Below are 23,016 nucleotides of genomic sequence, written 5' to 3' on the forward strand. Positions count from 1 at the left end.
AACGCCAGAGCTCCGAGACAAGAATGCCTGAATTACTTAGGATTTGAGCTAAGATCTTTAATCTTAATGCTTCTGAAAGAAACATGGTTGCCGTGGTCCTGTAGCAGGATGTGGCCTTTTTCAGCTTCCCCAAAGTTTTCCCAGTCTTTGTATTTACTTCGGGCCACTAAATCCCGGAACTCCTGAGAGCCTCTCTTATATTCCAGCACTTTGATGCCATTCAGCCAGTGCTCCACGGTGTTATCCGGGTTCACGACCAGGCGCGCCTGGTTCCACTCGCCGATCGGCTTAAGAAAGCGTTTGTTTTTCTCCGAAGGCATCAGATCATATAAAGAAGCCAGGGTGCGGTTTCCGTCACGGCCCAACTTTGCGTCCGGGTGCCTTTCGTCGTCCAGCAACTGGTACTCCAGGCCAATGGCTGACGCTTTAGCGACATTTTCCTTCTCCGTCACAAAATATTTGATGCCGCTGTTTGCCCCTTCTGTCAGCTTGAACTGGACCTGCAGGTCAAAGGCGCTATACTCTTTTTCCGTTACAATGTCGCCGCCGTTCACCGATTCGCCCCCGCCGGACTCCAGCACCTGCAACTCTCCATCCTGTATTTTCCAGCCACCTTCCGGAAATTTATCTTTGTAAGCGCCTCTCCAGCCATTGGTGGTTTTGCCATCCCACAGCAACGTCCAGCCCTGCGCTTTCTCCGCCTCCGTTAGGTTGTTTGGCAGTAGGTTCACGACAAAGGCATTATGCCCTTCGCGCGGTTTCAGGTCATCTGTTTTGATGCGGATATTGCGCCACTTGATTTCTTTTCCGGCGTCTTCCGCCTTTTCAATGGCGTGCACCTGCAGCGCAATAATACCTTTGGACGTCATGTCATCTATCACAGCGGCAACCGGTATGTCATTTACCCAGGTGGTAAGGTGATTGCCGATGGCTTCGATGCGGGCCCTGTTCCACTCTCCTTTTTTAAAAGCCGACTGGGCTTCAGGGTTCAGGCTAAGCGGATAGAGCCAATCCCGTCTTGCCTCATCATAAATGCCGCCGGTCCATTTTCGATCGGAAGGGTCCAGCTCGAACTGGTAGCCATGTACCCGGCCATCCATCACGGCAGGGTCTGAAATTGAGCGGAACTGCACACCGCTGTTGATGTCGTTGTTCAGCATAACCTCAAACTCTAGGATGAAGTCGCCATATTCTTTATCTGTCGCCAGGAAGCTGTTGGGGGAGTTTGTGACGGTAGTTCCCACAATTGCTCCGTCCTCTACCCTGTAATCGGCCTTGCCGTTCACCTGCTTCCAACCTGACAGATCTTTGCCGTTGAACAGGTTTATCCAGCCCGATTCTTGTGTGGCTTCAGCACTTACACCCGTATTTTTCCCATTCTGAGTAGAGCACCCGAACTGAGCAAAGGCGATAGGAAACAGCATAAGCAAAAGAGGCAGATCACTTCTTTTCATTGTTAAATATAATTAGGTGGTATGATTTAAAAGTAAACTATCCGTTAAGGGATTGTGGCAGGCAAGTATAGCTGGCACAGGAACTATAAATGCCAAGGTTCATTGCCAAGTAATTATTATTCTCCCTATAAAGTACATTTTTTTTGCTATAAGACCAGCTCGTCCTGAAAAAATTTCACTCAGCTGATAAGTACAAGTTGGGGTAAACCAGATCAGAACCCCAATTTGTGAACAAAGGCAGAACTGGTAAGGTCTATCTGATCGCATGGATTTGCAGGAGCATAGGGTGAGGCTGTATGGTTAAGGCAGCATACGGTTTATGGAATTGCAATGATTTACTGGAGACTTTTTAGGCAGCCACTGCTTGGGTGTACAATGGGGTTTCATACTGACGAGGATTCCGGTAACTAGGAAAAGTGTTCTAAACTATGTCATCTCCTTCTTTCCTTTTACTGGCCCTGTGGTTGTATTGGTGTGAATTCTTACAACTACTAAATTAAATTTTGAATAGCATCTCACTTCAAGTCCAATTGCATCCGTCCCCAAACCAGGTATGCGTCCATCTATTACAGGCTGAACCCCTACCTAATAGTTGGGTAGGTAAGTTTCTGACCCCATTTGGCATATTCGGGGAACGGCTGCACCCTACCTGGATCAATAAACAACCCTGGGCCACAACTATTGGCTGTCCTGGAACGATGTGTTGAAAGTGAACTATGCTATAGAGGATATAAAGGGAGGTAATGCTGATAATGCACTCTTTATCCAGTTCTCACTGGGTTTCTAAACGATAACTACAACCTATGCAAAAGCCCACAACCATACTTTTTCCTTTCTCAGGTGTGCTGTTTGTCGTAGTGGTCATCACGAACAGCTGTGCGCCAACAGCCGCGGTGATCGCTAAATCTGGTACGCAGCTTTGGGCAGAAAACTGTCAGCGTTGCCACAACACGCCGCCTCTAAATATATATAACGACAAGGAATGGTAAGCTGTAGCAATGCAGATCAGGGGCAACCTTATAAAAAAGGAGTCAGAAAAAGTAAAAGCGTACCTGCAAGAGTCTAATCAAACAGAAGGCCAATACCTGTTGTGTAGAAGATGTTTGCGCATGGTTGACAGCCGCCTCTAAAACAACTCCTGCAAATATATTTCCGATCAAAGGAGGCAAAGGTTGCTTATCCTTAGACTAAGAGGGAACAAAAAATCAAAAATTACAGAAAACCCTTTACTCTTTAGCTATACTTATTCCGGCTTAACAACTCATATTATTTTGAGCAGCAGCCAAGAGGTAGGCGAGATGCCAATTTGAGAAAAATTCTATAGGCATCAAGACGCAAGCGTACCGGTGCAGTTTCTGCCTCAAAACGGGGTTGTTTAAGGACATAGTTTCTGTCAATCACTATTCAGGACAGGTATAACCGCATCTTTCAGGGGTTGAGGCATCTGTTACTCCCTATTGCCTTTTGTTACCTTTGTGCATAAGATTTGTGTTTTCTTCCGTTATATGGCTACCTGCTGTAACACCTTTTATCAAAAGCAGTTTTAGGTGAAGCAGTAAACGTTTACCACCACCATATGACCGAGCACAGTAAGCCAAAACTTGACTTTAGATACGACATTAACGCTCTTAGGGCTGTTGCAATAGTGGGAGTGCTCCTCTTCCACTATAAGATTTCCATTTTCCAGGGGGGATATACAGGTGTAGATGTGTTCTTCGTCATCTCGGGCTATTTGATGAGCCGCATTATTGTTCGTTCCATTAGCAAAAACGAGTTTTCATTCAAAGATTACCTGAGCAAGCGACTTCAAAGGATTGTACCCGCCCTGCTGTTCCTGGTCACGATTCTTACCCTCGCTGGGTTCTTTCTTTATCTTCCTCAAGCCTACAAGCTAAATGAACAGAACGCCGCAGCAAGTGTGCTTTTCCTATCCAATGTCCTGTACTGGCAGCATTCGAGCTACTTTGACCCTGCCTCGGACCTGAACATCCTCCTGCACACCTGGTCTCTCTCCGTGGAATGGCAGTTTTACCTGCTTTATCCGGCTGTGCTGCTGCTTTTCCACAAAGTCTTCAAGACAAGACTCCCCTATATATTTTTCTTCGTCAGCACTACCCTGCTGATTGCCTTTCTGTCCTTCAGATTTACAGAAACTGACCCTACCGCCTCCTTCTATTTGTTTCCGACAAGATCCTGGGAAATGCTTTGCGGGGGAATCGCTTTTTTTACAGAAGGCCGTATCAAAAGTTACCAGTGGCGGAAAGCCTTGGCCATAGTCGGGTATATGGCCATAGCCGCCAGCTTTATTTTTCTTGATACCACCCTACCCTGGCCGGGTATCTACACGCTTCTACCGGTAGCAGCCACCTTCCTGGTGATCATTGCCGACTATAGTGAACTGCCGCTCATCAAGCACAACGGTATTCAATTCATCGGGCGCATTTCCTACTCTTTGTATTTATGGCACTGGCCTGTTTTTGTCTTAGCCCAATATTTCGGTCTAGGGGCAGGCCTTGTGGCAGTAACTTGCTATACTTTGCTGTCCCTGATCTTAGGTTATATTTCATACAAATATGTGGAGCCCCGCCGGTTTGTCAGCAGCAAGCCCCTATTCGCAGCCATGGCCATACTCTTTCTCGGCACCGCCAGCTTAGCATATTTTAAGGCTAACCGGTTCCTCTACAAAGAGGAGACCATCGAAATGGAAGCCTACCAGAGCACACACACACGTGAGCGGGATGTGCAGTATTGGCAGGATACCTGCCATGTCAGCGACATGGAAGATTATGATCAAGGGCGCTGCCTGTGTATTGAAGAGGGAAAGAAAAACATCCTGCTGCTCGGCGACAGCCACATGGGACAGCTCTCCCAATCCATTAGAGAACGTCTCGAGGATAGGGGCATCCATATTCTCCAGGCTACGGCTTCCGGCACCTTTCCGACGCTTAGGCACTATGAAGGAGAAGTGGCAATGGTTCGGCCGCTGATGGACTATATCTTCAAAGGTTTCATTCCCAAGAACGCAAGTAAAATCGATGGGGTCATTCTCACGGCCAGCTGGGCAGGCAAAAGTAGCATCTCCCGGGACAGCATTTTGTCTGGCATTCAGGAAGCCCAGCGTTACTTCCGGAAGTATAACCTTAACACCATTGTCATTGGACAAACTGATCGCTACACGATACCCTATCCCACAATAGCGGCACGTGATCTTGAGTATTCCAGCAACACCGGCCATCGGTTTTTGGATGACTATGCTTACGAACTGGACAAATACCTGAGTAAACACCTGGGCCCCTCATACATTAGGGTGATCAACACCAGCTCCTTTCCCCGGCTTTCACCACAGGGTGCCCCCTATATGGCTGATGATCATCATGTAACGTCATACGGGGCAAACCTGATCGTGTCCAGGATCTTCGAGAACCCTGAGGTGCGAAAATTCCTCGGACTGCACAAGAAGACGTTTGCGTATGAGTAGTAGCGGGTCTTCCACTTCCAGCCTTTTTCTCTTTGGTGCACGCTAACCGTGATTGTACAGAACTCTTGTAATTGGTCTGTATTGAAGCATTTCGGCCCATCTTCAGAGATAGTGGTGTATGTTGAGATGATTTTACTATAATCCGTATAGTATGTCATGGACCTCTCCCACTTCAACAGACATTCCGCAGCCGCAAGATTAGAAATAGTCAGGGCACATGGAACATTTCTTGCCCACCGCGGCAGAAGGGGGTATCACATAGAAATATATGATATGGGGAGCTTTTTTGCGGAAGTATGGTCAAACCCACATACTGATTTTATAAGTCTGATACGAGGCTTGGACAGTAAAAGGGCACTTGAGCCGTATGTGACCTCTATCAATATCTTTGAGATGACACAAAGGATTTCCTAAGTAGTAATATAGCATCTTCTCATAAGGCATTTTTTGTAAAGCAGGTAGCTGTAGTGGTTTAATGCTTTATTATTCTATGGCAGCTGCTATTAACAAAGATCTCAATAGGAAAAGATAAATGCATGACACGACTAATGAGTTTGATACAGCCTATCTCGCGAATCCGTCTCCGTCTAGGTTTTAGATAATTCTGAATTAGAAGTAAAAGCTTTCAAGTCTAGGGGCTAGCTTTTAACCAAAGAGCACAGTACAACAGGTGACGCTTAAAACAGCACAGAAACTACCAGATTCAGGTCAGCTTCTGTGCTGTTGCCTGCTAGCCTTGCTCGTCGGCACTTGGTCCGTAGCTACCCGGAATAGGAATATTGAGCAGCCGCAGGTACAAGCCAAGCTGTGCCCTGTGATGGATGGTCTGTGCCAGTGCATGTCGAATAGTCTCATACTTCGACAGGGTCATGTACACGACTGCACCGTTACGCAAGGTCCAGGGCTCTTCCAGTTGCTCTTCTGTTGCCTGCTCCAAATCTGATTTCGCCTTGACCAGGTTCTTCCCGAACAGCGTTAAGAGTTCTTCCGTATTGTTTACCTGACCTGGATTATAGGGGTTATCACCAAAGTCAAGTTCATCAGTTGTAACAGCCAAGGATATCCAGGTAGGTAAATCGGCAATGTGGAGTGCGAGGTTTTTAACAGACATGCTTTTGGGGTGAGGCTGCCAATCGTATTTGTCGTCTGGCACGATAGCTAGCATTTTGCGTGTTTTCTGCCCTTCTTCCTCGACTTCCTTCAGAAGCTTTTCGATGATTTTCATAGGTTTATATTATATATTTTATCTATGTAATATTACTAAATAAATTAGTATTAGCCAGCATTTTTAGCATAAATTTTACTTCAAAATTGTATAAATAATATCCTTGGAGAAAACCTTTCCTAGGTAGACGTTGCAATTTGTGCAGTGCCCTGAAGCGTGGTTCTGCAGCTTTCTTGCCGTTTGCATCTTGGATCTTATGTAAATCAAGCACTCGATGCAACAGATTAAATGGGGTTTTACCGCTCCTCTCCCAGAACTAAGTATTTACTCACAGCCGCTAAATCTCTGTGGATAAAGTTCGGTAATTCCATACTATTGTTTATTAAAATAAAAAAGCCGCTTCACATTATATGGAGCGGCTTTTTTATTCGATATTCATCCATTTGGCTTATTTTCTTGAAATTCAGTCCCCTCGCCTCTCTACACAAAAGCATCTACTTAAACAATGGTGACTACTTCTGATATTGATCATTTGTGACCTTTCCCATCCAGGTCACTATTTCGTTATTCACTTCTTTAATGTATAGCAACAATGCTCATGGCCTTACCCGGACTGACTCATTGCCAGTGTTTTTCAACCGTGGCAACAACACCACGCCTTCGGGGCGTATTTCGCTACAGGCTCGCCTGCGCATTGTACCCAACCCAGCTCCGATGTTATAATCAGCGTTTGTCCGGCAGGATGGGTGTGACAGGCAGTTCTGGCACCTGGTTCAACAGTCACCAGTGTGCTGCTACCTTCGTTGTTTTTTGAAAATAAAGGGTCTATTCTCACCACTCCCGTGAACCAGTCGTCCAACCCTTTTACGGATGCCTGTGCACCCTTTCTAAGGATATTTATCTGATTTTATGTTTGCTTATATCTTGCTATTTATTTTATTTCAAAAGTCACCTTTACGTTTCCGGAACCAACTGCTAGGGAAAGGCCAGCAGGATCGTTTATTCGTCCAATGCGGGTGTAGCTGTAGGAAGTAGGAAATGTCTCATAAAAGAGCACCAGCGTATTAGAACCCCAGAGCATCAAATCACCCGCCTGGATGGTGCCTGGGTTCGAAGCGTTTTCGTGCAGATTTTTCTGTAAACGAAAGAATTTCTCGTTGCCGTTCAGCTCGCTCATATCTAAAGTAAGTGGCAGCAGCTTTTTTAGTACTGTTACCGCCTCATTATCGACAAGTGTTGCTTCAAATGCCTTTGATCCAATAGTTATTTTCATCTGATTGCCTGTCATGTTTTTCACTGGATCATCTGAGGTATCACCAGTAGCCGTAATGGCAGTTTTGTCTCCCTTACAAGCTCCCAGAACGTTTAGTGATATCACGGATATGATAAGGATAAGCAAATGTTTCATTTTTCAATCAGCGTTTGATATTGAATATCTGATACGGGGTCCATCCTCTACAATACCTTTCTCTATATTGAGAATGAAGTATAGCTGCTGCAAGCTTGTACTTAGGCTTGCGCCATTCCAATGTTTTACAGCGTCAGGTGGTACTCCTGCCGTTTCGGGTCCGATGAGGAAGCTTGCATTTAAAAAATTACTATTCTTTTACAACTGCTAAGCATGTCCCACTATGCGATGGGGTATATAAGGCTCCTCCATGTAAGCAATCTCTTCGTCCGTTAGCTTGATGGATAATGCCGGCACTACACTTTCAAGATGTGAAATTTTGGTAGCGCCAATGATCGGAATGGTGACCGGTTGTTTTTGCAGCAGCCATGCCAGTGCAATTTCGACGCGGGGCACGCCTCTTTTTTCCGCTACCGACGCCAGCCCTTCCACTACCAATTTATCGGCCTCTGCTGTAGCATCGTACTTGTCTTTGGCTATGTTGTCAGTTTCGGAACGTTGCGTCGTTTCTGACCAATCCCTGGTTAATCTTCCCGAAGCAAGCGGACTGTAGGGAGTAAGGGCAATGTTTTCACTCCTACAGTACGGTATCATTTCTCTTTCTTCTTCTCTGTACAACAAGTTCAAGTGGTTTTGCATGGAAACAAACTGTGGCCAGCCGTTTTTTTCCGCCACATGCTGTGCCTTTTGAAATTGCCAGGTGTACATAGAAGATGCGCCAATGTATCTTGCCTTTCCCATCTTCACTACATCGTTCAATGCCTCCATTGTTTCTTCAATTGGCGTTTTGTAATCCCAGCGGTGAATGATGTACAGGTCAACATAGTCTGTCCCAAGGCGTGTCAGGCTGTTGTCTATTTCACTCATAATCGCCTTTCGGGAAAGCCCTTTGCCATTGGGTCCTTTATGCATCTCGCCCCAAACTTTTGTTGCTACCACAATTTCATCACGGTGGCCATAGTCCTTTAACGCACGCCCCAGAATCTCCTCACTTCTACCAATTGAATAAACATTTGCTGTATCAAAGAAGTTGATGCCGATGTCAAGGGCTTTTTTGATGATTGGGCGACTTTCTTCCTCATTCAATACCCATTGATGCACCCAGGTTTCCGGGTCACCAAAACCCATACATCCAAGGCAAAGCTTTGATACATCCAACCCTGTATTTCCGAATTTTACATATTCCATTTGTTATGGTTTTAGATGATACTATAGATTTAGTCAGCTTCCCTTCATTAAAGAAATCTAACATCTCTCATTCACCTGCCTGTTTTATTATTAGCATGATGAGCGTTTTCATTCTACGAAGTACTGCCGCTGCAAGCAAAGCTTATTTAAAGTTCCTGGGATGTAGGACGGAAGATAATTTCGTTGATGTCTACCTCCTACGGCTGGCTTATGGCGAAAGCGACCACCCGTGCAAAACTGTCCGGACTGATTCATACCGCTCCCACATAATCTTTAGTAGCCTACTGGATGTCAGCCTCGGTGATATGTTCCAGCAATTCCGTTTTAACAGCGCCGGGACATATGATTGTTGTTCGGATGTTATACGGCTTCACCTCCATCCGTAAGCCTTCTGTCAAGGTGCGTACCGCAAATTTGGTAGCAGAATAAACAGCAGAGTCGTTGAATATTTTATGACCTGCTACAGAAGACGTATTAATTATCTGACCTAACTTTTGCTCTTTAATGTATGGCACAACAGCGGCAATGCCTTTGAGCACACCTTTGATGTTCACATCGATCATCGTATACCACTCCTCAACATTCATGCGGTCAATTAGCGATAAGGGCATCAAACCTGCATTGTTAAGTATGACGTCTACACGTACAAATTGTTGAACAGCTGAATCGGCCAGTTTCTTCACCTGTTCCGGTGCGTTACATCTACAGTGATGGTAAGGGCTTGTCCACAATTCTCCTTTATTTCCTTTGCAAGATTTTTAATTCTTTCAGCTCTCCTTGCGCCCAGTACAATCTGTTGGTTATGCTTTTATCGTTTTTAAGAATTAATCTATTTAAGCTATCCTTATATGAATACCAAGCAGTATAATTCTTGTGATTAACTTTTATAGAATATACCATTGAAGAAAGTCTGCATTTGAGCGGCATAAGGCACCCCATATTTGGCAAAAGTTGCTCTCGTTGTTGCATCTGGTTTCCAATCGAAAAAGGCGTGTCCTGCACCTTCCACCTGAATATAGCTTACCGGCTGCACGGCTGCTTTTAACACATCTACATAGCGCTGCACCATGGCGTGATCTACGATCGGGTCTTTTGTACCACGTATCATAAAGTGCGGAAGAATACGTTCACCAACTTTTGGAACATGGCTTGTTGGAGAAATAGCATCCCAATAGTCCCTGTCTATTTGCTCCAGCAAGGTTTTAAAGTCGGCTGCCTCAGATGCACCATAGCTGGGTGCCACAGCCTTGATGGAGCTTATGATTTCATTTTTTACCTAGACCAATGATTTTCTTTTTGGCAGGTAGCTTGGCATATACTGGTAAACCCCACTCGTAATACCAAAACCACCGTCGCCAATGAGTGAACTAAGGGTTGCAGCTGCTTCAGCTAAATGACCACCCGCGCTGTCGCCTGTAACTGCAATACGGGTCGGATCGCCACCATACTTTCCAGCATGTTCCTGAATGTGGGCTATAGCTCCAAAAACATCTTCTATCAGTTGGTGCATGTGAGTAGGCTTTGTTTCTCCATCCAGTTTGTTAATCCACCGGTAGTCAATACTGAATACGACATAGCGGCCACCTTTCACCAGTTCACGCGCCAGGCCCCGCATGATATCTTCGTTGTTGGAAGACCAACCGCCGCCATGAATAATGATAATACATGGAAGATTTTTAGCGCCTTTGGGCGCATACACATCGTACTTTAAGGGTTTGATTCCTGGCTTTGCATACACCACATCCTGCGTTACTATTACATTATCCACCAAGGAACGCGGAATAAACGTGGCCCCCATCTTCATATCCTTGGTAACCGGTATTTTCATTTTCGAGGAGAAGCTTTCGTAGCTGGTCGTCCCCCAAATGCCGCCTTTGACAGTGTAATACACAGCATCCAAGCTGTAACCAGGTGCCGGTTTCGCTTTTACCGTTAATAATGTGCCCGCTGGTACTTTGCAGTCTTCCCTGATTTTGGGAATAATAGTGTAAGACCCATTTTCGGCTGGAACAGAGGTTACCGTATATGTTTCTACCGGCTCCTTTTTAGAAGAGGATGACACTGTCTGTGCATTTAACCCAGAAGTCAGTAGAACGAAAACATAGATAAATGTTGTTATCACCAGCCTTGCAATAAATTTATTCATGATAAAAATTTTATTATTTTCTTAGCTGGCTAATATTCTACCCGAGACTGTTGCAGTGCATCATAGCGATCACCAACAACGCCTATTTTCTCTATTTTGCTTTCAATCTCATTTATCTCGGCTGCGGTTAAGACGAAGTCAGCCGCTCGTAAATCTTCCTCCAAATGTGAAAGCTTGGTTGTGCCAGGCAAGGGGACAATAAAAGGATATTTTGACAGCATCCACGCTAGGCATATTTGAGATGAAGTCATGCCTCTTGTCTTGCCAAACTCATTTAGCGCCTCGACGATCCGGATGTTAGATTTGATTGCCTCCGACTGAAACCGCGGCCATGCACCCCGGATGTCATTTGTATTCAAATCAGAATATTCAGTAAGATTTCCTCCCAATAAACCACGGCAAAGCGGACTATAGGCCACAAACCCTATCTCCAGTTCCTGCAAAGTAGAAAAAATGAAATCTTCGGGCAGCCTGGTCATAAAGGAATATTCACTTTGCACTGCCGTAACTGGGCAAACAGCGTGTGCCCTTCTGATGGTTTCCGCTTTTGCTTCACTAAGACCAAAGTGCAGCACCTTTCCAGCATTTATAATGTCCTTTACGGCACCTGCAACCTCTTCAATGGGTACGTTGGGATCAACCCGGTGCTGATAGCATAAATCAATGCGATCAGTTCTGAGGCGCTTGAGTGATTGGTCCACAACCTTGCGGATGTGCTCAGGCCTACTGTTCAACCCATTTTTACCCTCAATATCAAAACCAAATTTGGTGGAGATGGCAACTTTGTTTCGGATGGGTGCCAGTGCTTCTCCTACTAATTCTTCGTTAACATAGGGTCCATAAACTTCAGCGGTATCAAAAAAGTCGCAACCACGTTCCGCAGCGTCCCTGATTAGTTTGACCATGCTTTTATGGTCGGGATGGATACCACGACCAGTGTGCATACCCATACAACCCAACTGAATGGCCGACACTTCCAGCGGATTCTTCTTTGAGCCTAAAACCCGCTTTTTAGATAAGATGGTGCCGATGCCTTTTCTCTTTTCACTTTCCAGTGGAGTGGTTGCATAACTATTAACAGGTCCAGCAGCTATCGCCCCTATACCCAGCAAAGTTGCTGCTTTTAGAAAGTCCCTTCGCATTACAGGATCTGTGTTTTTATTTTCAAACTGATTCCCAATATTCTTCTCCATCACTCCTTATATTTTTGTGAAACAAGAATGCCTAGCTACCAACCTGCTACCCAAAACCCTCGTTTCTAAATGACACTGTCTAATGTAAATAATTTCTAATTGCTATATTCTTCATCGGTTACGGGTTCCATCCATTCTACAATCCCTTTCTCTGTATTGGGAATGATGTATAGCTGCTGTAAGCCTGTATCAGAACTGGCTCCGTGCCAATGAACCGTGTTGGGCGGACACTGAATAACATCTCCCTTTCGCATGGTTTGCCGGGCCTGCCCTTTTATTTGATAGTAACCTACCCCATCTGTGATGATGAGAATTTGCCCTGCCGGATGCCTGTGCCAGTTGCTTCTGGCGCCTGGCTCAAAGTATACATTGCCTACCAGCGTTGCATAGGTGGAGTCTGCAGGAACCAGCCCATTGGTATAAGCATTGCCAGTGAAGTACTCCGAAGATCCTTTCTCTCCTTTTGGAAAGATGCTTTGCACTTTTGCTGCAGTTGCCTGTTTGTCAGTTTGCGCGTTAGTTTGCTCTTTACAGCCTGTAATTACCAGGCTGTAAAGAGCAATGGCTGTTATCATGGATAGTCTCATTCCGTTCATTTTATGTGTTTGTCTATTTTCCGTTTGCAGAACCATTCCCCTTTGCCTTTTCTGCCTGATCGGTCTTAGCCGTTTTCAGGTGATCGTTGAAGAACGATGCCAGTTTTCCAAATGGGATCAGCTCTGTCCTGTCATATAAATCCACGTGATCTGCATTGGGTACCAGCACTAGTTCTTTCGGCTCAGAAGCCCTTTTATAAACATCTTCAGAATAATACCGGGAGTGGGCATTTTCTCCTGCAATCAGCATTATCGGGCGAGGCGAGATCATTTCGATATTTGCTGCCATTGGAAAATTAAAAAATGCCATCGGTGTTGTTGCCGTCCACGCTGTTAAGGAGTTGATGGACCTTGGGTGGAATCCCCGTGGTGTCCGGTAATAATCGAAGAAAGCAGCTAAAACAGGGTCCGCTTCCTTTGGAAGCGCCTCAGGAAGCACCCGCTTACCTTTCACCATTTTGCCGTTTTCATCGAATGGAACTTCGTGTAATCCTAAGGCATAATGGCCGTTTTCCGCATCCTCCCAACGCTGCTGGCTTAGGTAATCCATCACCTGCATGCGCTGCTCTAAGGTGTACCCATCTTTATGACTGCGGCTCATGCTGCGGGACATATCATACATCGAAGCTGTGGCTACCGCTTTTATCCGGGTATCGCTTGAGGCGGCGGTAAGCGCCATACCGCTCAGACCGCAGATGCCGATAGCACCAATGCGGCTGCGGTCAACAGATTCTACCAAGCCGATATAATCCACCGCTGCACTGAAGTCCTCAGTATAAATATCAGGTGATGCCACGTTTCGGACTTCTCCGCCACTTTCGCCTGTGAAGGAGGGATCGAAGGCCAATGTCACAAAGCCCCTGGCCGCCATTTCGTTTGCATAAAGTCCCGAAGATTGCTCTTTCACTGCGCCAAACGGACCGCTGATGACAAGTGCTGCCAAAGGCTCGTTGCCACGGCGTTTAGGAAGGTATAAATCGGCTGCTATGGTGATGCCATACCGGTTTTTGAACGTTACTTCCTGACGGGTAACCTTATCACTTAACTGAAAGGTATAATGTTCTGTTGTGACTTTCTCTTTTGAAGTAATTGTCTTATCAGTTTTTACTCTTGGCTTTGTTTGTGCATGAGCCTGCCCCAAAACCAGGAGGGAAGCAACTACTAAAACTGTTATTCTTTTCATGTCTCTTTAAGTTTGATAGTCCCACTTTAAGGTCGAACTGAAGTTAACTACTCGATTGCTTTAATAAATTTTGCAGGAATGCCGCCCACTACTGCATTAGCAGGTACATCTTTTGACACAACCGCACCGGCTGCGACGACAGCATTTTCTCCAACCGTGACCCCTTGCAGAATTACTGCATTTGCACCGATCCAGGCGTTTCGCTTGATGTGAATGGGTTTTGGAATAAGCGACTGCCTGTCTTCGGAGGAAAGCGGATGGCTCTCTGAAAGTAATTTCACGCCGGGCGCCAACATCACATTATCCTCAATGGTGATGCCGCCCAGGTCTAAAAAGGTGCAGCCGAAGTTGATGAATACATTTTTCCCAATTATGGTGTTCTTGCCGTAATTGATGTACAAGGGTGGGAATACAGCCGTTGACGCATCTATTTTACTTTCCGTGATCCGGCTCAACAAGCTTCTGATCTCCTCCGGATTACTGGAAATATTCATACTTTGAACCAAGGCCATCGTAGTGTAGGATGCTTCCCGCAACCTGCCACTCTGCGGATCATCCGGGCGGACTGTTTCCCCTTTCATCAGTCGCTCAAAAATGTCTTTGTCGGATGCTTTCATATCATAACATATTAGCAATCACAAAATTAAAGTATAACATCTTCTCAATTGTTACACATTGTTCGACAGTAATGTCAAATATCACCTATATTAGCAGAAAGGTCTCATTCAATGCAAAAGGAAGCACTGCCGAAAGTCATTTCATTGGAAATATTGAGTAAAGAAGACTTTCCCATTCATTTTGAGAAGCTATACCATACCCATTTACTCTGTCACCGTGGGAGCATCAAGTTTATGTTCAATGACCAGGAGATGGAATGCGAGAGAGGAGAATTCTTGTTTTGGTTTGCTGAGAGCAGACTTACAGGTTTGCAGCTTTCAAAAAACTTCAAAGCGTCGGCATTGCTGGTGGAAAAAGACTTTTTAAACAACAACATGCCCGACCAGGGCTGGAGTATCAATGCCTTGTTGCATTCCAGGGTCTATCCGGTCAAAACGCTGCATGGCAAAAACGACAGGCAGAAAATCCTTTCAAATTTTAAGTGGCTGAGTGATCGCGCTTTGGAAACCGATCATCGCTTTTACAACGAAGCCCTGAACTTGCAGATGCAACTGTTTATACTTGATATGTGGCACATTTTTGCCAACGAGTATGAAAGACGGAAACACACGTTGCAAACCGGAACCCTGTACGAACGATTTATGCAATTGGCACAGGAGCACTGCATGACGGAGCGTGAAGTACAGTTTTACAGCGCTCAATTGAACATCACTTCCAAGTACCTCAACCAAATTTGCAAGAACTCATCCGGTGTCACGGCTTCTGAATGGATCCAGCGTTTCGCCAGGGAGCGCATCGTCCTTCTTTTGCAAAACAGAAACCTCAATATCTCTGAAATTGCCGATGAGATGGAATTTAGCAGCCGTTCGTTTTTTACCCGCTATGTGAAAAAACTGTTAGGTGCTACACCGAGTGAGTACCGAAGCCGATTGAGCTAAAAAAACTATGCGGCAACATTACTTACATTTTATGTCAGTTTTGGTAGCTTGTCAACATCTACTCGATACCAGTCTTCTGCACAATGTACGTAGGTGTGCAGCGCTGCTTTAAGGCTTCTATTTCTGCCTGGGGCATCTATATTAAATATGTTTTGTGCGATAGCTTTTCTCGGATTTAGCTATAAAAAGCAACAGGATGAAGCTGCAATTTAAATTCATATCTGATGATGGCAAAAGCAGGAGCAGAACACCCGATTAAAATGCTAATAACCGGATCAACTCCTTGTACACTTTAGTTAGTAGTAATGGTAAAATGACATACGAATTTGGATTGGCCTAAACTTGAAATTATGAGAAAAGTAGTTGCAGCGATCAATATGACACTTGACGGGTTTTGCGACCACACAGCAGGTGTTCCAGATGAAGAAATACATCAACATTATACGGAACTATTAAATGAGGGAGATGCAATTCTATATGGTAGAATTACATATCAACTTATGGACTATTGGCAAACTTTCTTGAAAAATCCTTCAGGTGAAAAATCGATGGACGACTTTGCTAGAGCAATAGATAAAATCCCAAAAATTGTTTTTTCCCACACGTTGAAAAATGTAGAATGGGAAAGTGCAAAGTTAGCAAACCGGGGAATTGAAGAGGAAGTTTTAGAACTCAAGCAACAACCAGGCAGAGACATTTTAGTTGGCAGTCGGAGTTTAATCATACAGCTAATGAAACTTCATTTGATTGATGAATACCAACTTTGTATTCACCCTGTTGTTGCAGGAAGTGGTTTGCCACTATTTGAAAATATAAACGACAGGACTATTCTTAAACTCCTCAAGACAAAAACTTTTAGTGGTGGTGCAGTAACGCTTTACTATATGCCAACAATCGAAAAAACAACGAACCGCTAATGTGGGAATTGTCAAAAGGGTAAATGACGGGATTTGAACCTCGTCTATGCCTGGCTAAACTTTAGTTTTTCAAGGCAAGGGTAGTGCTAAAAAGTCCCGACTTCGACAATACCCTGCCCGCTGTACCAAATTGGAAATAATAAATTATTGCCATAGCTAACAGCACAACAAAGAAACGAAAGAGGTACTTCAGGAAGACTGGGGCTTTTACAGCTCACGAGCCAACAAGGTCTAACCTTCAAGGTGCAGCTACGCCTGGCACAGGGCTTTGCCTATGCATTCTTCAACAGCCATGCCGTGGCTTCTTCCCTGCTGGTAAACGCCTGAATCTGGAAGGCTGGGGCCTGTGTTAGCTCGATGTGCTTTATGTTGTCCTGTGCCCTTTTCTCAACCAGACCTGCTGAAGACTGCATACGGGCTAGTTTCTGCAGGCGCGTTGTCCTAAGCCCCGCTGCCAGGTAAGTTGCTATTTCCCTGCCCTGTTCCGATTCTACTGTAGACACCGTTCTGGTACCATCCAGTATGAGCAGCTTTACGTCATAGCTCCTTAGCGTATCAACCACCAGATCAATGCTGTGCTTTATTTCAGGAAGCAGGTAGCTGTGCAGGTCAGGGTACTCTGCCACAGCAATGTCGGTGGCGGGGTGATAGTCTAGCTTGATCAGACTGTTCTGAAATAAAATCATGTACAAAGTATAAAATTTCAGCGAAGCTAATAAAACAGGCGCTTGCTTGCTAGAAATTATGAAGCAACCGGTAAGTTGGTGTACAGGAAAATGATATCTAACGTGACAGTAAAGTCCTTATGCTATAAGGTTTATGCATTTACCCGTTCTGTATACTTCAATCTCCTGGCCATTCAAGCGCTTTATGACAGGCAATAGCATCTAGTCCCGCAGCAATAGGTTTTACAAATTTTAATGAAGTATAGTAACTACTTAAGCTAAGAATAAGCCTTTGCGCTAAAAGGAACAAGGGGCATGAAAACGCCAGGATTATCGTAATTTCCCGCAGAAGCCAGCATATCCATTGTACCTTTACGGCCTTTTAATAAAAATATGACACGAAAAAAATACCTGAGCCTGATCTTGATATTAGGTACCCTCACGGCTCTTGGGCCTTTTTCCATCGATATGTACCTGCCTGGTTTTCCGGCGATAGCACAGGACCTTAAAACCACAACTGCCGAAGTGGCCTTGTCCTTATCCAGCTTTTTTGTGGGTATTTCGGCAGGGCAGCTTTTGTACGGCCCCCTGCTCGACCGTTTTGGCAGGAAAAAACCGCTTTACTTCGGACTGGGAGTGTACGTTTTGAGTTCTGTTGCATGTGCCCTGGCTACATCTATCGATGCATTAGTCATCTTGCGTTTCGTACAGGCAGTGGGCAGCTGCGCGGCCGGTGTAGCTGCCGTCGCCATGGTGCGCGATCTGTTTCCGGTAGAAGACAGCGCTAAGGTTTTTTCGTTGCTCATGCTGGTAGTAGGTGTGTCGCCCATGATCGCTCCTACCGTTGGCGGTTATGTTACAGTAGCTTTTGGCTGGCAATCGGTTTTCCTGATTCTAGCTGGCATGGGCGCAGGGATATTTGCTGCCGTTTATTTCGGCTTACCCGAAAGCAGCAAACCCGATCCTACTTTATCCCTGAAACCAAGACCCATTCTCACCAATTTCTTAGCTGTCATCAGGATTCCGCAATTTCTTACCTACGCGCTGGCGGGTGCCGTTTCCTTCTCTGGTTTACTTACTTACGTTTCCGGCTCACCGCTTTTGTTTATGGAGATCTTTAAAGTAGGGGAAAAAACGTACGGTTGGATCTTCGCCTTTCTATCCGTAGGCTTGATCGGAGCGAGCCAGGTAAACAGCATAATGCACCGGAAATTTCGAAGCGAACAGATCATCCGGGTTGCCATCCTCTTCCAGGTGCTGGTAGGGCTCTTTCTCTTTTTCGGTACCATTTTCGACTGGCTGGGTTTGTACGGCACGATTGCTGTCCTTTTTACATTTTTATGCTGCCTGGGCTTTACGTTTCCAAATGCTTCAGCCCTTTCCATGGCTCCTTTCAGTAAAAACGCGGGGAGTGCTTCCGCGTTAATGGGTGCTATTCAGATGGGCTTAGGTGCCTTGGCTACGGTTATCTTAAGCATTTTCAACGACCAAACGGCCGTTCCGATGGCGGCGATCATGGCAGGTTCGGCATTTTTATCCCTGCTAATTTTACTGTTCGGCCGCTCGTTTATTCGAGAAGAGGATAACCTTTTGGAAAGTAAAGAATCCGTTACAGGAACCTTTCACTAGCTAACCTTTAGCACATGCGCTTTGCAGCAAAATAGCTTTATAATTTTCAACTTAGTTTAATAATGCTATTGCGAAACTGATCCATTTAAAGTTTCGGTCTTTATCAAATCTTAGGGGAAATTACGGAAGTGATTGGCTTTGCGAGTTTTGAAACAAAGAAGCAGGCAGAACTGCTGTTTAAGAGCGATCTATGGGGTTGAATTAGAAGAATACAGAGGTATAATCGATGTTAAGTAAAACCGGAATAGTTTAGAATAAACTATCTAATTGCAAGTACCCTTCTATAACAGTGAAAACCCGGTGGATAAAGTTCGATCCTTTGGTCTACTGAAATACAAAAGCCGCAACACATCGAATGGAGCGGCTTTTTGGTTCGATCATTTATCCCCTTTGGTTAGCCTATCGGACTTTTCAAGAAACTACAAGTTCAGCTTTCCAAATCTCCTCTCCTATACTCCCCTATTGTCATATCGATATAACGGGCTAAAAGCGCATCGCTGCAAGTGCAGTTAAACTTTTTTTCAAGTATGATTTGCGGGTTGTTAGTAAGTAATCCTAAACATTCTGCTCGTTCTCAGCGGACCAATACGTATCGGGCAGACTTTTCTATTTTACGATTTTAACGTACTTTCCAGAGGAGATACCCTATCTCGTCGCTAACTGCTGCAATCTCCAGCACTTTTTTTCCTGATGAATTTATTCCATACTTTTCCTGTGGAGTAATATTTTGGCGTAGTCTCTCCCGAGCTTATCGCCATACACTTCGTACGATTTTTTAGCCCACTCTAAGGCTTGGTCTGTATTGCCTAGTACTTCATGTGCGACCGCAATGTTGAGGCAGGCCTTCCCGGCATTTTTGCGATTTGCCTGGCTCAATAAGGCGGTCCAGCTATTGATAGCGCCTTGCCAATTTGCGACTTCGGCGCTCCTGAACGCCGCCTCGAAGGCCGGCTTACTGGATCCTTTTCCTTTTTTGTAAAGTTCTCGCTTAACGGTATAATAATCTGGAAGAAATCGCTCGATGTAGGCACGCCCCGCCTCGTAAGCTGTGTTGTGCAGGGCTTCAGGTGGCGGCAAGGTCAGGTTGCTGCCAGTTGCGCCATTAAAGGTCAGAAAGCTTTTTGCCTGGTGCTGATCAAGGATGGTCCTGGAGGCAGGGTCATACAACCGCCAGAAAGCGTGTACATTTACCCTGATCTGGCTGGGGGCAGCAGGTATGGCGGCCTTATTATTTAGTGCTGCCGTTACGCCGTTAGTAACTGTTGCTAACAACACATCGGAGTTGGAGTCGAATGTCTCAAGCACAAGTAAAGCGTCGGCGTTGCTGGCATCACAAATAGTTCTTACATGTGCCCAATCGAGCAGCTCAGGCGTTTCGCGGGTACCTGTTCCGTATAGCCTGGTTTGGGGAGGGATCACCACGTGTATGCTCCTGTGCCCATTGATCCTATCGAATACGCCTTTCAAACACTCGTCCGAGGCCAAGCGGTCTGAACCTAAAACCTCTCCTGTCACAATGGCCTCCAGCACCTTCCCCTGTTTATCCGCTGGCCTTGTGAGCGATCTGTTCACCAGTGCAATTGTTTGGATGTTGTCGGGCAGGTATACAGGAGGCGGTAACGGATAATCTAGCTTAACATAGCCATGTTTGCTGCACCCGCTAAAAGCAAGGCTTAGTAACAAAAGGAAAACCGGTGAACACCTTAGAAAACGAGAGAAGTATAGCATGTATTAAATATATAGAATATTTAAACAACATGATATTTTCACGTTAAAACTGCTCTACCCTAATGATTGCGAAAACATTGGACGAATAAACGATGAACTGATCCTGCGTAATGGCAAGTATGGCCGGACTGCTGTCAACCGCAAAGAAGCTACTTTGACAGTTGCTCTATTATTTCCCGTTTTAATTCCCGTTCTACATTTATAGTATCGATCGCTTTCATTTTAGTAGTCAGCGAATCTATCCCGGTGTGTCGTTCAAGTTCTTTGTTTGCGGTATTATGCAGCGAATCGAGGGCCATAGTGGCACCTGACTCTACTACATTGTAAAGGGTATCCCGTAAGTCACTCTCTGTTGAGCAGGATGCGAAAACCAAGGCGATGGCAACATATAGGTACTTCTTCATAGGGTGGTAGTAAGTCTTTTAATATCTAATATACCACTCACTCAAAACAACACCACCATCAAACTATAGTCAACGCCTTAGCTAAGCCATATAACAAATTTGGCGGGCTATGCTGGTCGGCAATGGTTCATACAGCGCGGTGCAGCATGCAATTATTTTAGTGAGGGAGTAGCTGCTGTAAAGGCGGTTTTATTTTAGCCCTTTCATGCTAGGCAAGAACATAAGCCGTTACAGGGCTGTTGATGCCTTTCAAGGTCAGCACTCTTCTTTGTACATCAGGGAATTGATTTGCCAGCTGGTTGAACACATCTTCAGTGACCAGAATTTCCCCTGAACCTGCTGCTCCCTGCAACCTTGCTGCGAGGTTAACGACAGGGCCAATTGCTGTAAAATCTTTATAGCTTGTTCCTACTTCACCCATAAAACACTCGCCGGTATGAATTCCTATTCCTACACCTAAGGCATGTTCATTTCCCAAGCCATTTTCGGTTTTAAAATTCTCACAGCTTTTTTGTAGTTGAACAGCTGCATTCACCGCATTCTTAATATGCTCTTTTCGGACGAGTGGAAAATTGAAAATGGCCAGTACCGAATCTCCAATAAATTTGTTGACGATTCCTTCATTTTCCCAAACTGCTGTTGAGCATCGGTCATAAAAGCAGCCGAGTAGTTCATTCATTTCAGACGCCTCTACTTGTTGAGACATATCAGTATACCCACGTATATCAGCAAAGAGGATCGTCGTGGAAATAGAGATTTGCTTATACTTCTTCACCTTCGTGAACATGCTTTCGCAAATGGTGCAAAGGTTCGGATGCATTTGGCTTTTCTTAATACCAAATGGCCTGAAAAAGAAAGAAAGAGGACCACGTATCGCAATCGGCACGTGCATCTGTTCCCAGCACCCCTGGCAAATTATCGTTTCTTTCATCGTCTCTTTCCCTCCCTTCTAACAACGATTTAGTCACATCCTATCTTAAAATTAAGTTAGATGACCTTATTACTTATACGGCTATGCACCGTTTGCATCTGGTTTGTCACCCCCCCTGGGAAGCGGTCAGGTATTAAGCTCTGCACCCGCAAGGCACAAGCGGACGCTTGCGCCAGTGCTGCTCAGTTGTTGCAGGCGTGTTCCTTTTAATCCATGCAGCTAACCCTCTTGAATAAGCAGTAATGAAAGCTGCAAGCACACACCAGCAGAGAAAACAAAAAGCCTCTCCTTTTCTGGAGAGGCTTTTTGTTTTGCAACAAGTATAAAGCAGTTAAACTGTTGCTCTACAACTCAGTGGCATTAAAAGTATCGCCCTGTGACACATCACCTGATTCGAAGCCTTTCCGAAACCAGCGGACTCTTTGGGCAGAGGTACCGTGCGTAAAGGAGTCGGGCACCACTCTGCCGGTGGCTTGCTTTTGAAGGCGGTCATCGCCGATGGCACTGGCTGCATTTAGGGCTTCTTCCAGGTCGCCGGGCTCCATAAATCCAGTTGCTTTTTGCGTATGATTTGCCCACACGCCGGCATAGAAATCGGCCTGTAGCTCTACTCTTACCATGAGCTTGTTAAATTCCACATCGGATAACTGGCCCCGCATGGCGTTTACCTTGTCCATGGTGCCTGTGAGTTTCTGAATATGGTGTCCTACCTCATGGCCCACCACATAAGCTTGCGCAAAGTCGCCTGCGGCCCCAAACTTGCGCTCCATTTCATTAAAAAAACTGAGGTCGATGTACAATTTCTCATCATCAGGGCAGTAAAAGGGTCCTGACGCGGAAGAAGCAAGGCCACAGGCTGAGTTTACCTGTCCGGAAAACAGTACCAAAGTGGGTGCTCTGTACCCTGGGATTTCCTTACTCCAGAAATCCTCGGTATCAGCCAGCACAACGGCCGTCTGATCGGCCAGCGCCTGCTCTTCGGGGCTCGGCGTGTAAGTGGTTGACTGTGCATACTGCGGTTCGCCACCTACAAACTGCTGCAGGAGCGCAATGGGGTTGGTGCCTGTTAAAAACATCAGCGCCAGCAGCACCGCCACAATGATTAGCCCTACTTTCGAGAAAAGGAGCCGGAACAAAGGTATAAGTAGCATGGGACTAATGCCTCTGCCACCTCCCCCGAAACCACCTGCTGATTGGCCTCTACGGTCTTCTATATTGCTGCTTTTTCTTCTGCCTTGCCATTTCATAAAAATCTATTTTTAATGAAGTGAAGTGGATGTTGGTAGATTACTTGATTTCTACCGCGCAGGTGAAAGTCCATACCGCTATCCGAACAGTATAACGGCATGCAGCTTCACTAAGATGCACCTAATTT

The 23,016-nt window shown here is 45.4% G+C and carries 21 protein-coding genes and 1 pseudogene; 5 read left to right on the forward strand and 17 right to left on the reverse strand.

The window, feature by feature from the left end:
• Positions 1-32: 32 nt before the first annotated feature.
• Positions 33-1,454: a 3-keto-disaccharide hydrolase gene (locus tag LWL52_RS10935; RefSeq protein ID WP_242919739.1), complete on the reverse strand. Its 1,422-nt coding sequence runs from the start codon at positions 1,452-1,454 to the stop codon at positions 33-35.
• A gap of 803 nt (positions 1,455-2,257) precedes the next feature.
• Between LWL52_RS10935 and LWL52_RS10940 the strand changes: the two genes are divergently transcribed.
• Positions 2,258-2,443 carry a hypothetical protein gene (locus LWL52_RS10940; RefSeq protein WP_242919740.1) on the forward strand — a complete coding sequence of 62 codons (186 nt, stop codon included), beginning with the start codon at positions 2,258-2,260 and terminating at the stop codon, positions 2,441-2,443.
• Between the two features lie 587 nt (positions 2,444-3,030).
• On the forward strand, positions 3,031-4,932 hold the full coding sequence (locus tag LWL52_RS10945; RefSeq protein ID WP_242919741.1) for an acyltransferase family protein: 1,902 nt from the start codon (positions 3,031-3,033) through the stop codon (positions 4,930-4,932).
• 730 nt (positions 4,933-5,662) lie between these two features.
• Here LWL52_RS10945 and LWL52_RS10950 read toward each other — a convergent pair.
• The 10 genes from LWL52_RS10950 to LWL52_RS10995 all read right to left on the reverse strand — a co-directional run bounded on the left by LWL52_RS10950 (position 5,663) and on the right by LWL52_RS10995 (position 14,428).
• Complete coding sequence (locus LWL52_RS10950; protein ID WP_242919742.1) at positions 5,663-6,157, reverse strand: DinB family protein; 495 nt, start codon at positions 6,155-6,157, stop codon at positions 5,663-5,665.
• An 871-nt stretch (positions 6,158-7,028) separates the two neighbouring features.
• Complete coding sequence (locus LWL52_RS10955) at positions 7,029-7,505, reverse strand: cyclophilin-like fold protein (RefSeq protein WP_242919743.1); 477 nt, start codon at positions 7,503-7,505, stop codon at positions 7,029-7,031.
• A gap of 207 nt (positions 7,506-7,712) precedes the next feature.
• Positions 7,713-8,693, reverse strand: a complete 981-nt coding sequence (locus LWL52_RS10960) for an aldo/keto reductase (RefSeq protein ID WP_242919745.1) — start codon at positions 8,691-8,693, stop codon at positions 7,713-7,715.
• Between the two features lie 281 nt (positions 8,694-8,974).
• Complete coding sequence (locus tag LWL52_RS10965) at positions 8,975-9,376, reverse strand: SDR family oxidoreductase (RefSeq protein WP_242919747.1); 402 nt, start codon at positions 9,374-9,376, stop codon at positions 8,975-8,977.
• Between the two features lie 194 nt (positions 9,377-9,570).
• On the reverse strand, positions 9,571-9,936 hold the full coding sequence (locus LWL52_RS10970) for an alpha/beta hydrolase family protein (protein WP_242919749.1): 366 nt from the start codon (positions 9,934-9,936) through the stop codon (positions 9,571-9,573).
• A gap of 33 nt (positions 9,937-9,969) precedes the next feature.
• Positions 9,970-10,839, reverse strand: a complete 870-nt coding sequence (locus tag LWL52_RS10975) for an alpha/beta hydrolase (protein ID WP_242919751.1) — start codon at positions 10,837-10,839, stop codon at positions 9,970-9,972.
• Between the two features lie 29 nt (positions 10,840-10,868).
• Entirely contained in the window at positions 10,869-12,032 is a 1,164-nt protein-coding gene (locus LWL52_RS10980; RefSeq protein WP_242919753.1) for an aldo/keto reductase, read from the reverse strand.
• A gap of 95 nt (positions 12,033-12,127) precedes the next feature.
• A complete protein-coding gene (locus LWL52_RS10985; RefSeq protein WP_242919755.1) occupies positions 12,128-12,619 on the reverse strand; it encodes a cupin domain-containing protein in 492 nt (163 codons plus the stop codon).
• A gap of 22 nt (positions 12,620-12,641) precedes the next feature.
• Positions 12,642-13,811 carry an alpha/beta hydrolase gene (locus tag LWL52_RS10990; protein ID WP_242919757.1) on the reverse strand — a complete coding sequence of 390 codons (1,170 nt, stop codon included), beginning with the start codon at positions 13,809-13,811 and terminating at the stop codon, positions 12,642-12,644.
• A gap of 47 nt (positions 13,812-13,858) precedes the next feature.
• A complete protein-coding gene (locus tag LWL52_RS10995) occupies positions 13,859-14,428 on the reverse strand; it encodes a DapH/DapD/GlmU-related protein (RefSeq protein ID WP_242919759.1) in 570 nt (189 codons plus the stop codon).
• A gap of 111 nt (positions 14,429-14,539) precedes the next feature.
• Between LWL52_RS10995 and LWL52_RS11000 the strand changes: the two genes are divergently transcribed.
• Together LWL52_RS11000 and LWL52_RS11005 are read left to right on the forward strand one after the other, a co-directional pair.
• Positions 14,540-15,367 carry a helix-turn-helix domain-containing protein gene (locus LWL52_RS11000; RefSeq protein WP_242919761.1) on the forward strand — a complete coding sequence of 276 codons (828 nt, stop codon included), beginning with the start codon at positions 14,540-14,542 and terminating at the stop codon, positions 15,365-15,367.
• A 350-nt stretch (positions 15,368-15,717) separates the two neighbouring features.
• Positions 15,718-16,284, forward strand: a complete 567-nt coding sequence (locus LWL52_RS11005; RefSeq protein ID WP_242919763.1) for a dihydrofolate reductase family protein — start codon at positions 15,718-15,720, stop codon at positions 16,282-16,284.
• Positions 16,285-16,556: 272 nt separating this feature from the next.
• On the opposite strand, the gene LWL52_RS11010 is transcribed toward LWL52_RS11005, so the two are convergent.
• A complete protein-coding gene (locus LWL52_RS11010; protein WP_242919766.1) occupies positions 16,557-16,970 on the reverse strand; it encodes a hypothetical protein in 414 nt (137 codons plus the stop codon).
• Positions 16,971-17,342: 372 nt separating this feature from the next.
• Between LWL52_RS11010 and LWL52_RS11015 the strand changes: the two genes are divergently transcribed.
• Positions 17,343-18,578 carry a multidrug effflux MFS transporter gene (locus tag LWL52_RS11015; protein WP_242919768.1) on the forward strand — a complete coding sequence of 412 codons (1,236 nt, stop codon included), beginning with the start codon at positions 17,343-17,345 and terminating at the stop codon, positions 18,576-18,578.
• Positions 18,579-19,274: 696 nt separating this feature from the next.
• Here the strand turns inward: LWL52_RS11015 and LWL52_RS11020 are convergent.
• The 5 genes and pseudogenes from LWL52_RS11020 to ypfJ form a co-directional block, all read right to left on the reverse strand.
• Complete coding sequence (locus tag LWL52_RS11020) at positions 19,275-20,306, reverse strand: DUF6340 family protein (protein ID WP_255749076.1); 1,032 nt, start codon at positions 20,304-20,306, stop codon at positions 19,275-19,277.
• Between the two features lie 43 nt (positions 20,307-20,349).
• Positions 20,350-20,442: pseudogene (locus LWL52_RS20720) on the reverse strand (hypothetical protein); the annotation flags it as partial.
• Positions 20,443-20,455: 13 nt separating this feature from the next.
• Positions 20,456-20,710 carry a hypothetical protein gene (locus LWL52_RS11025; RefSeq protein WP_242920708.1) on the reverse strand — a complete coding sequence of 85 codons (255 nt, stop codon included), beginning with the start codon at positions 20,708-20,710 and terminating at the stop codon, positions 20,456-20,458.
• 208 nt (positions 20,711-20,918) lie between these two features.
• The gene (locus tag LWL52_RS11030) at positions 20,919-21,641 is read right to left on the reverse strand and encodes an adenylate/guanylate cyclase domain-containing protein (protein WP_242919772.1); all 723 of its coding nucleotides are present in this window, start codon (positions 21,639-21,641) and stop codon (positions 20,919-20,921) included.
• Between the two features lie 344 nt (positions 21,642-21,985).
• Entirely contained in the window at positions 21,986-22,888 is a 903-nt protein-coding gene (gene ypfJ / locus LWL52_RS11035; protein WP_242919774.1) for a KPN_02809 family neutral zinc metallopeptidase, read from the reverse strand.
• Between the last annotated feature and the right edge of the window lie 128 nt (positions 22,889-23,016).

Origin of the sequence: Pontibacter liquoris (assembly GCF_022758235.1) — a bacterium.
Taxonomy (GTDB): Bacteria; Bacteroidota; Bacteroidia; order Cytophagales; family Hymenobacteraceae; genus Pontibacter; species Pontibacter liquoris.

Coding starts and splice junctions, on each gene's coding strand:
- LWL52_RS11025 (WP_242920708.1), bottom strand. CDS start 20,710: ATGAAGAAGTACCTATATGTTGCCATCGCCTTGGTTTTCGCATCCTGC.
- LWL52_RS10950 (WP_242919742.1), bottom strand. CDS start 6,157: ATGAAAATCATCGAAAAGCTTCTGAAGGAAGTCGAGGAAGAAGGGCAG.
- LWL52_RS11005 (WP_242919763.1), top strand. CDS start 15,718: ATGAGAAAAGTAGTTGCAGCGATCAATATGACACTTGACGGGTTTTGC.
- LWL52_RS10995 (WP_242919759.1), bottom strand. CDS start 14,428: ATGAAAGCATCCGACAAAGACATTTTTGAGCGACTGATGAAAGGGGAA.
- LWL52_RS10960 (WP_242919745.1), bottom strand. CDS start 8,693: ATGGAATATGTAAAATTCGGAAATACAGGGTTGGATGTATCAAAGCTT.
- LWL52_RS10940 (WP_242919740.1), top strand. CDS start 2,258: ATGCAAAAGCCCACAACCATACTTTTTCCTTTCTCAGGTGTGCTGTTT.
- LWL52_RS11000 (WP_242919761.1), top strand. CDS start 14,540: ATGCAAAAGGAAGCACTGCCGAAAGTCATTTCATTGGAAATATTGAGT.
- LWL52_RS10980 (WP_242919753.1), bottom strand. CDS start 12,032: ATGGAGAAGAATATTGGGAATCAGTTTGAAAATAAAAACACAGATCCT.
- LWL52_RS11030 (WP_242919772.1), bottom strand. CDS start 21,641: ATGAAAGAAACGATAATTTGCCAGGGGTGCTGGGAACAGATGCACGTG.
- LWL52_RS10990 (WP_242919757.1), bottom strand. CDS start 13,811: ATGAAAAGAATAACAGTTTTAGTAGTTGCTTCCCTCCTGGTTTTGGGG.
- LWL52_RS11020 (WP_255749076.1), bottom strand. CDS start 20,306: ATGCTATACTTCTCTCGTTTTCTAAGGTGTTCACCGGTTTTCCTTTTG.
- LWL52_RS10955 (WP_242919743.1), bottom strand. CDS start 7,505: ATGAAACATTTGCTTATCCTTATCATATCCGTGATATCACTAAACGTT.
- LWL52_RS11015 (WP_242919768.1), top strand. CDS start 17,343: ATGACACGAAAAAAATACCTGAGCCTGATCTTGATATTAGGTACCCTC.
- LWL52_RS10985 (WP_242919755.1), bottom strand. CDS start 12,619: ATGAGACTATCCATGATAACAGCCATTGCTCTTTACAGCCTGGTAATT.
- LWL52_RS11010 (WP_242919766.1), bottom strand. CDS start 16,970: ATGATTTTATTTCAGAACAGTCTGATCAAGCTAGACTATCACCCCGCC.
- LWL52_RS10945 (WP_242919741.1), top strand. CDS start 3,031: ATGACCGAGCACAGTAAGCCAAAACTTGACTTTAGATACGACATTAAC.
- LWL52_RS10975 (WP_242919751.1), bottom strand. CDS start 10,839: ATGAATAAATTTATTGCAAGGCTGGTGATAACAACATTTATCTATGTT.
- ypfJ (WP_242919774.1), bottom strand. CDS start 22,888: ATGAAATGGCAAGGCAGAAGAAAAAGCAGCAATATAGAAGACCGTAGA.
- LWL52_RS10935 (WP_242919739.1), bottom strand. CDS start 1,454: ATGAAAAGAAGTGATCTGCCTCTTTTGCTTATGCTGTTTCCTATCGCC.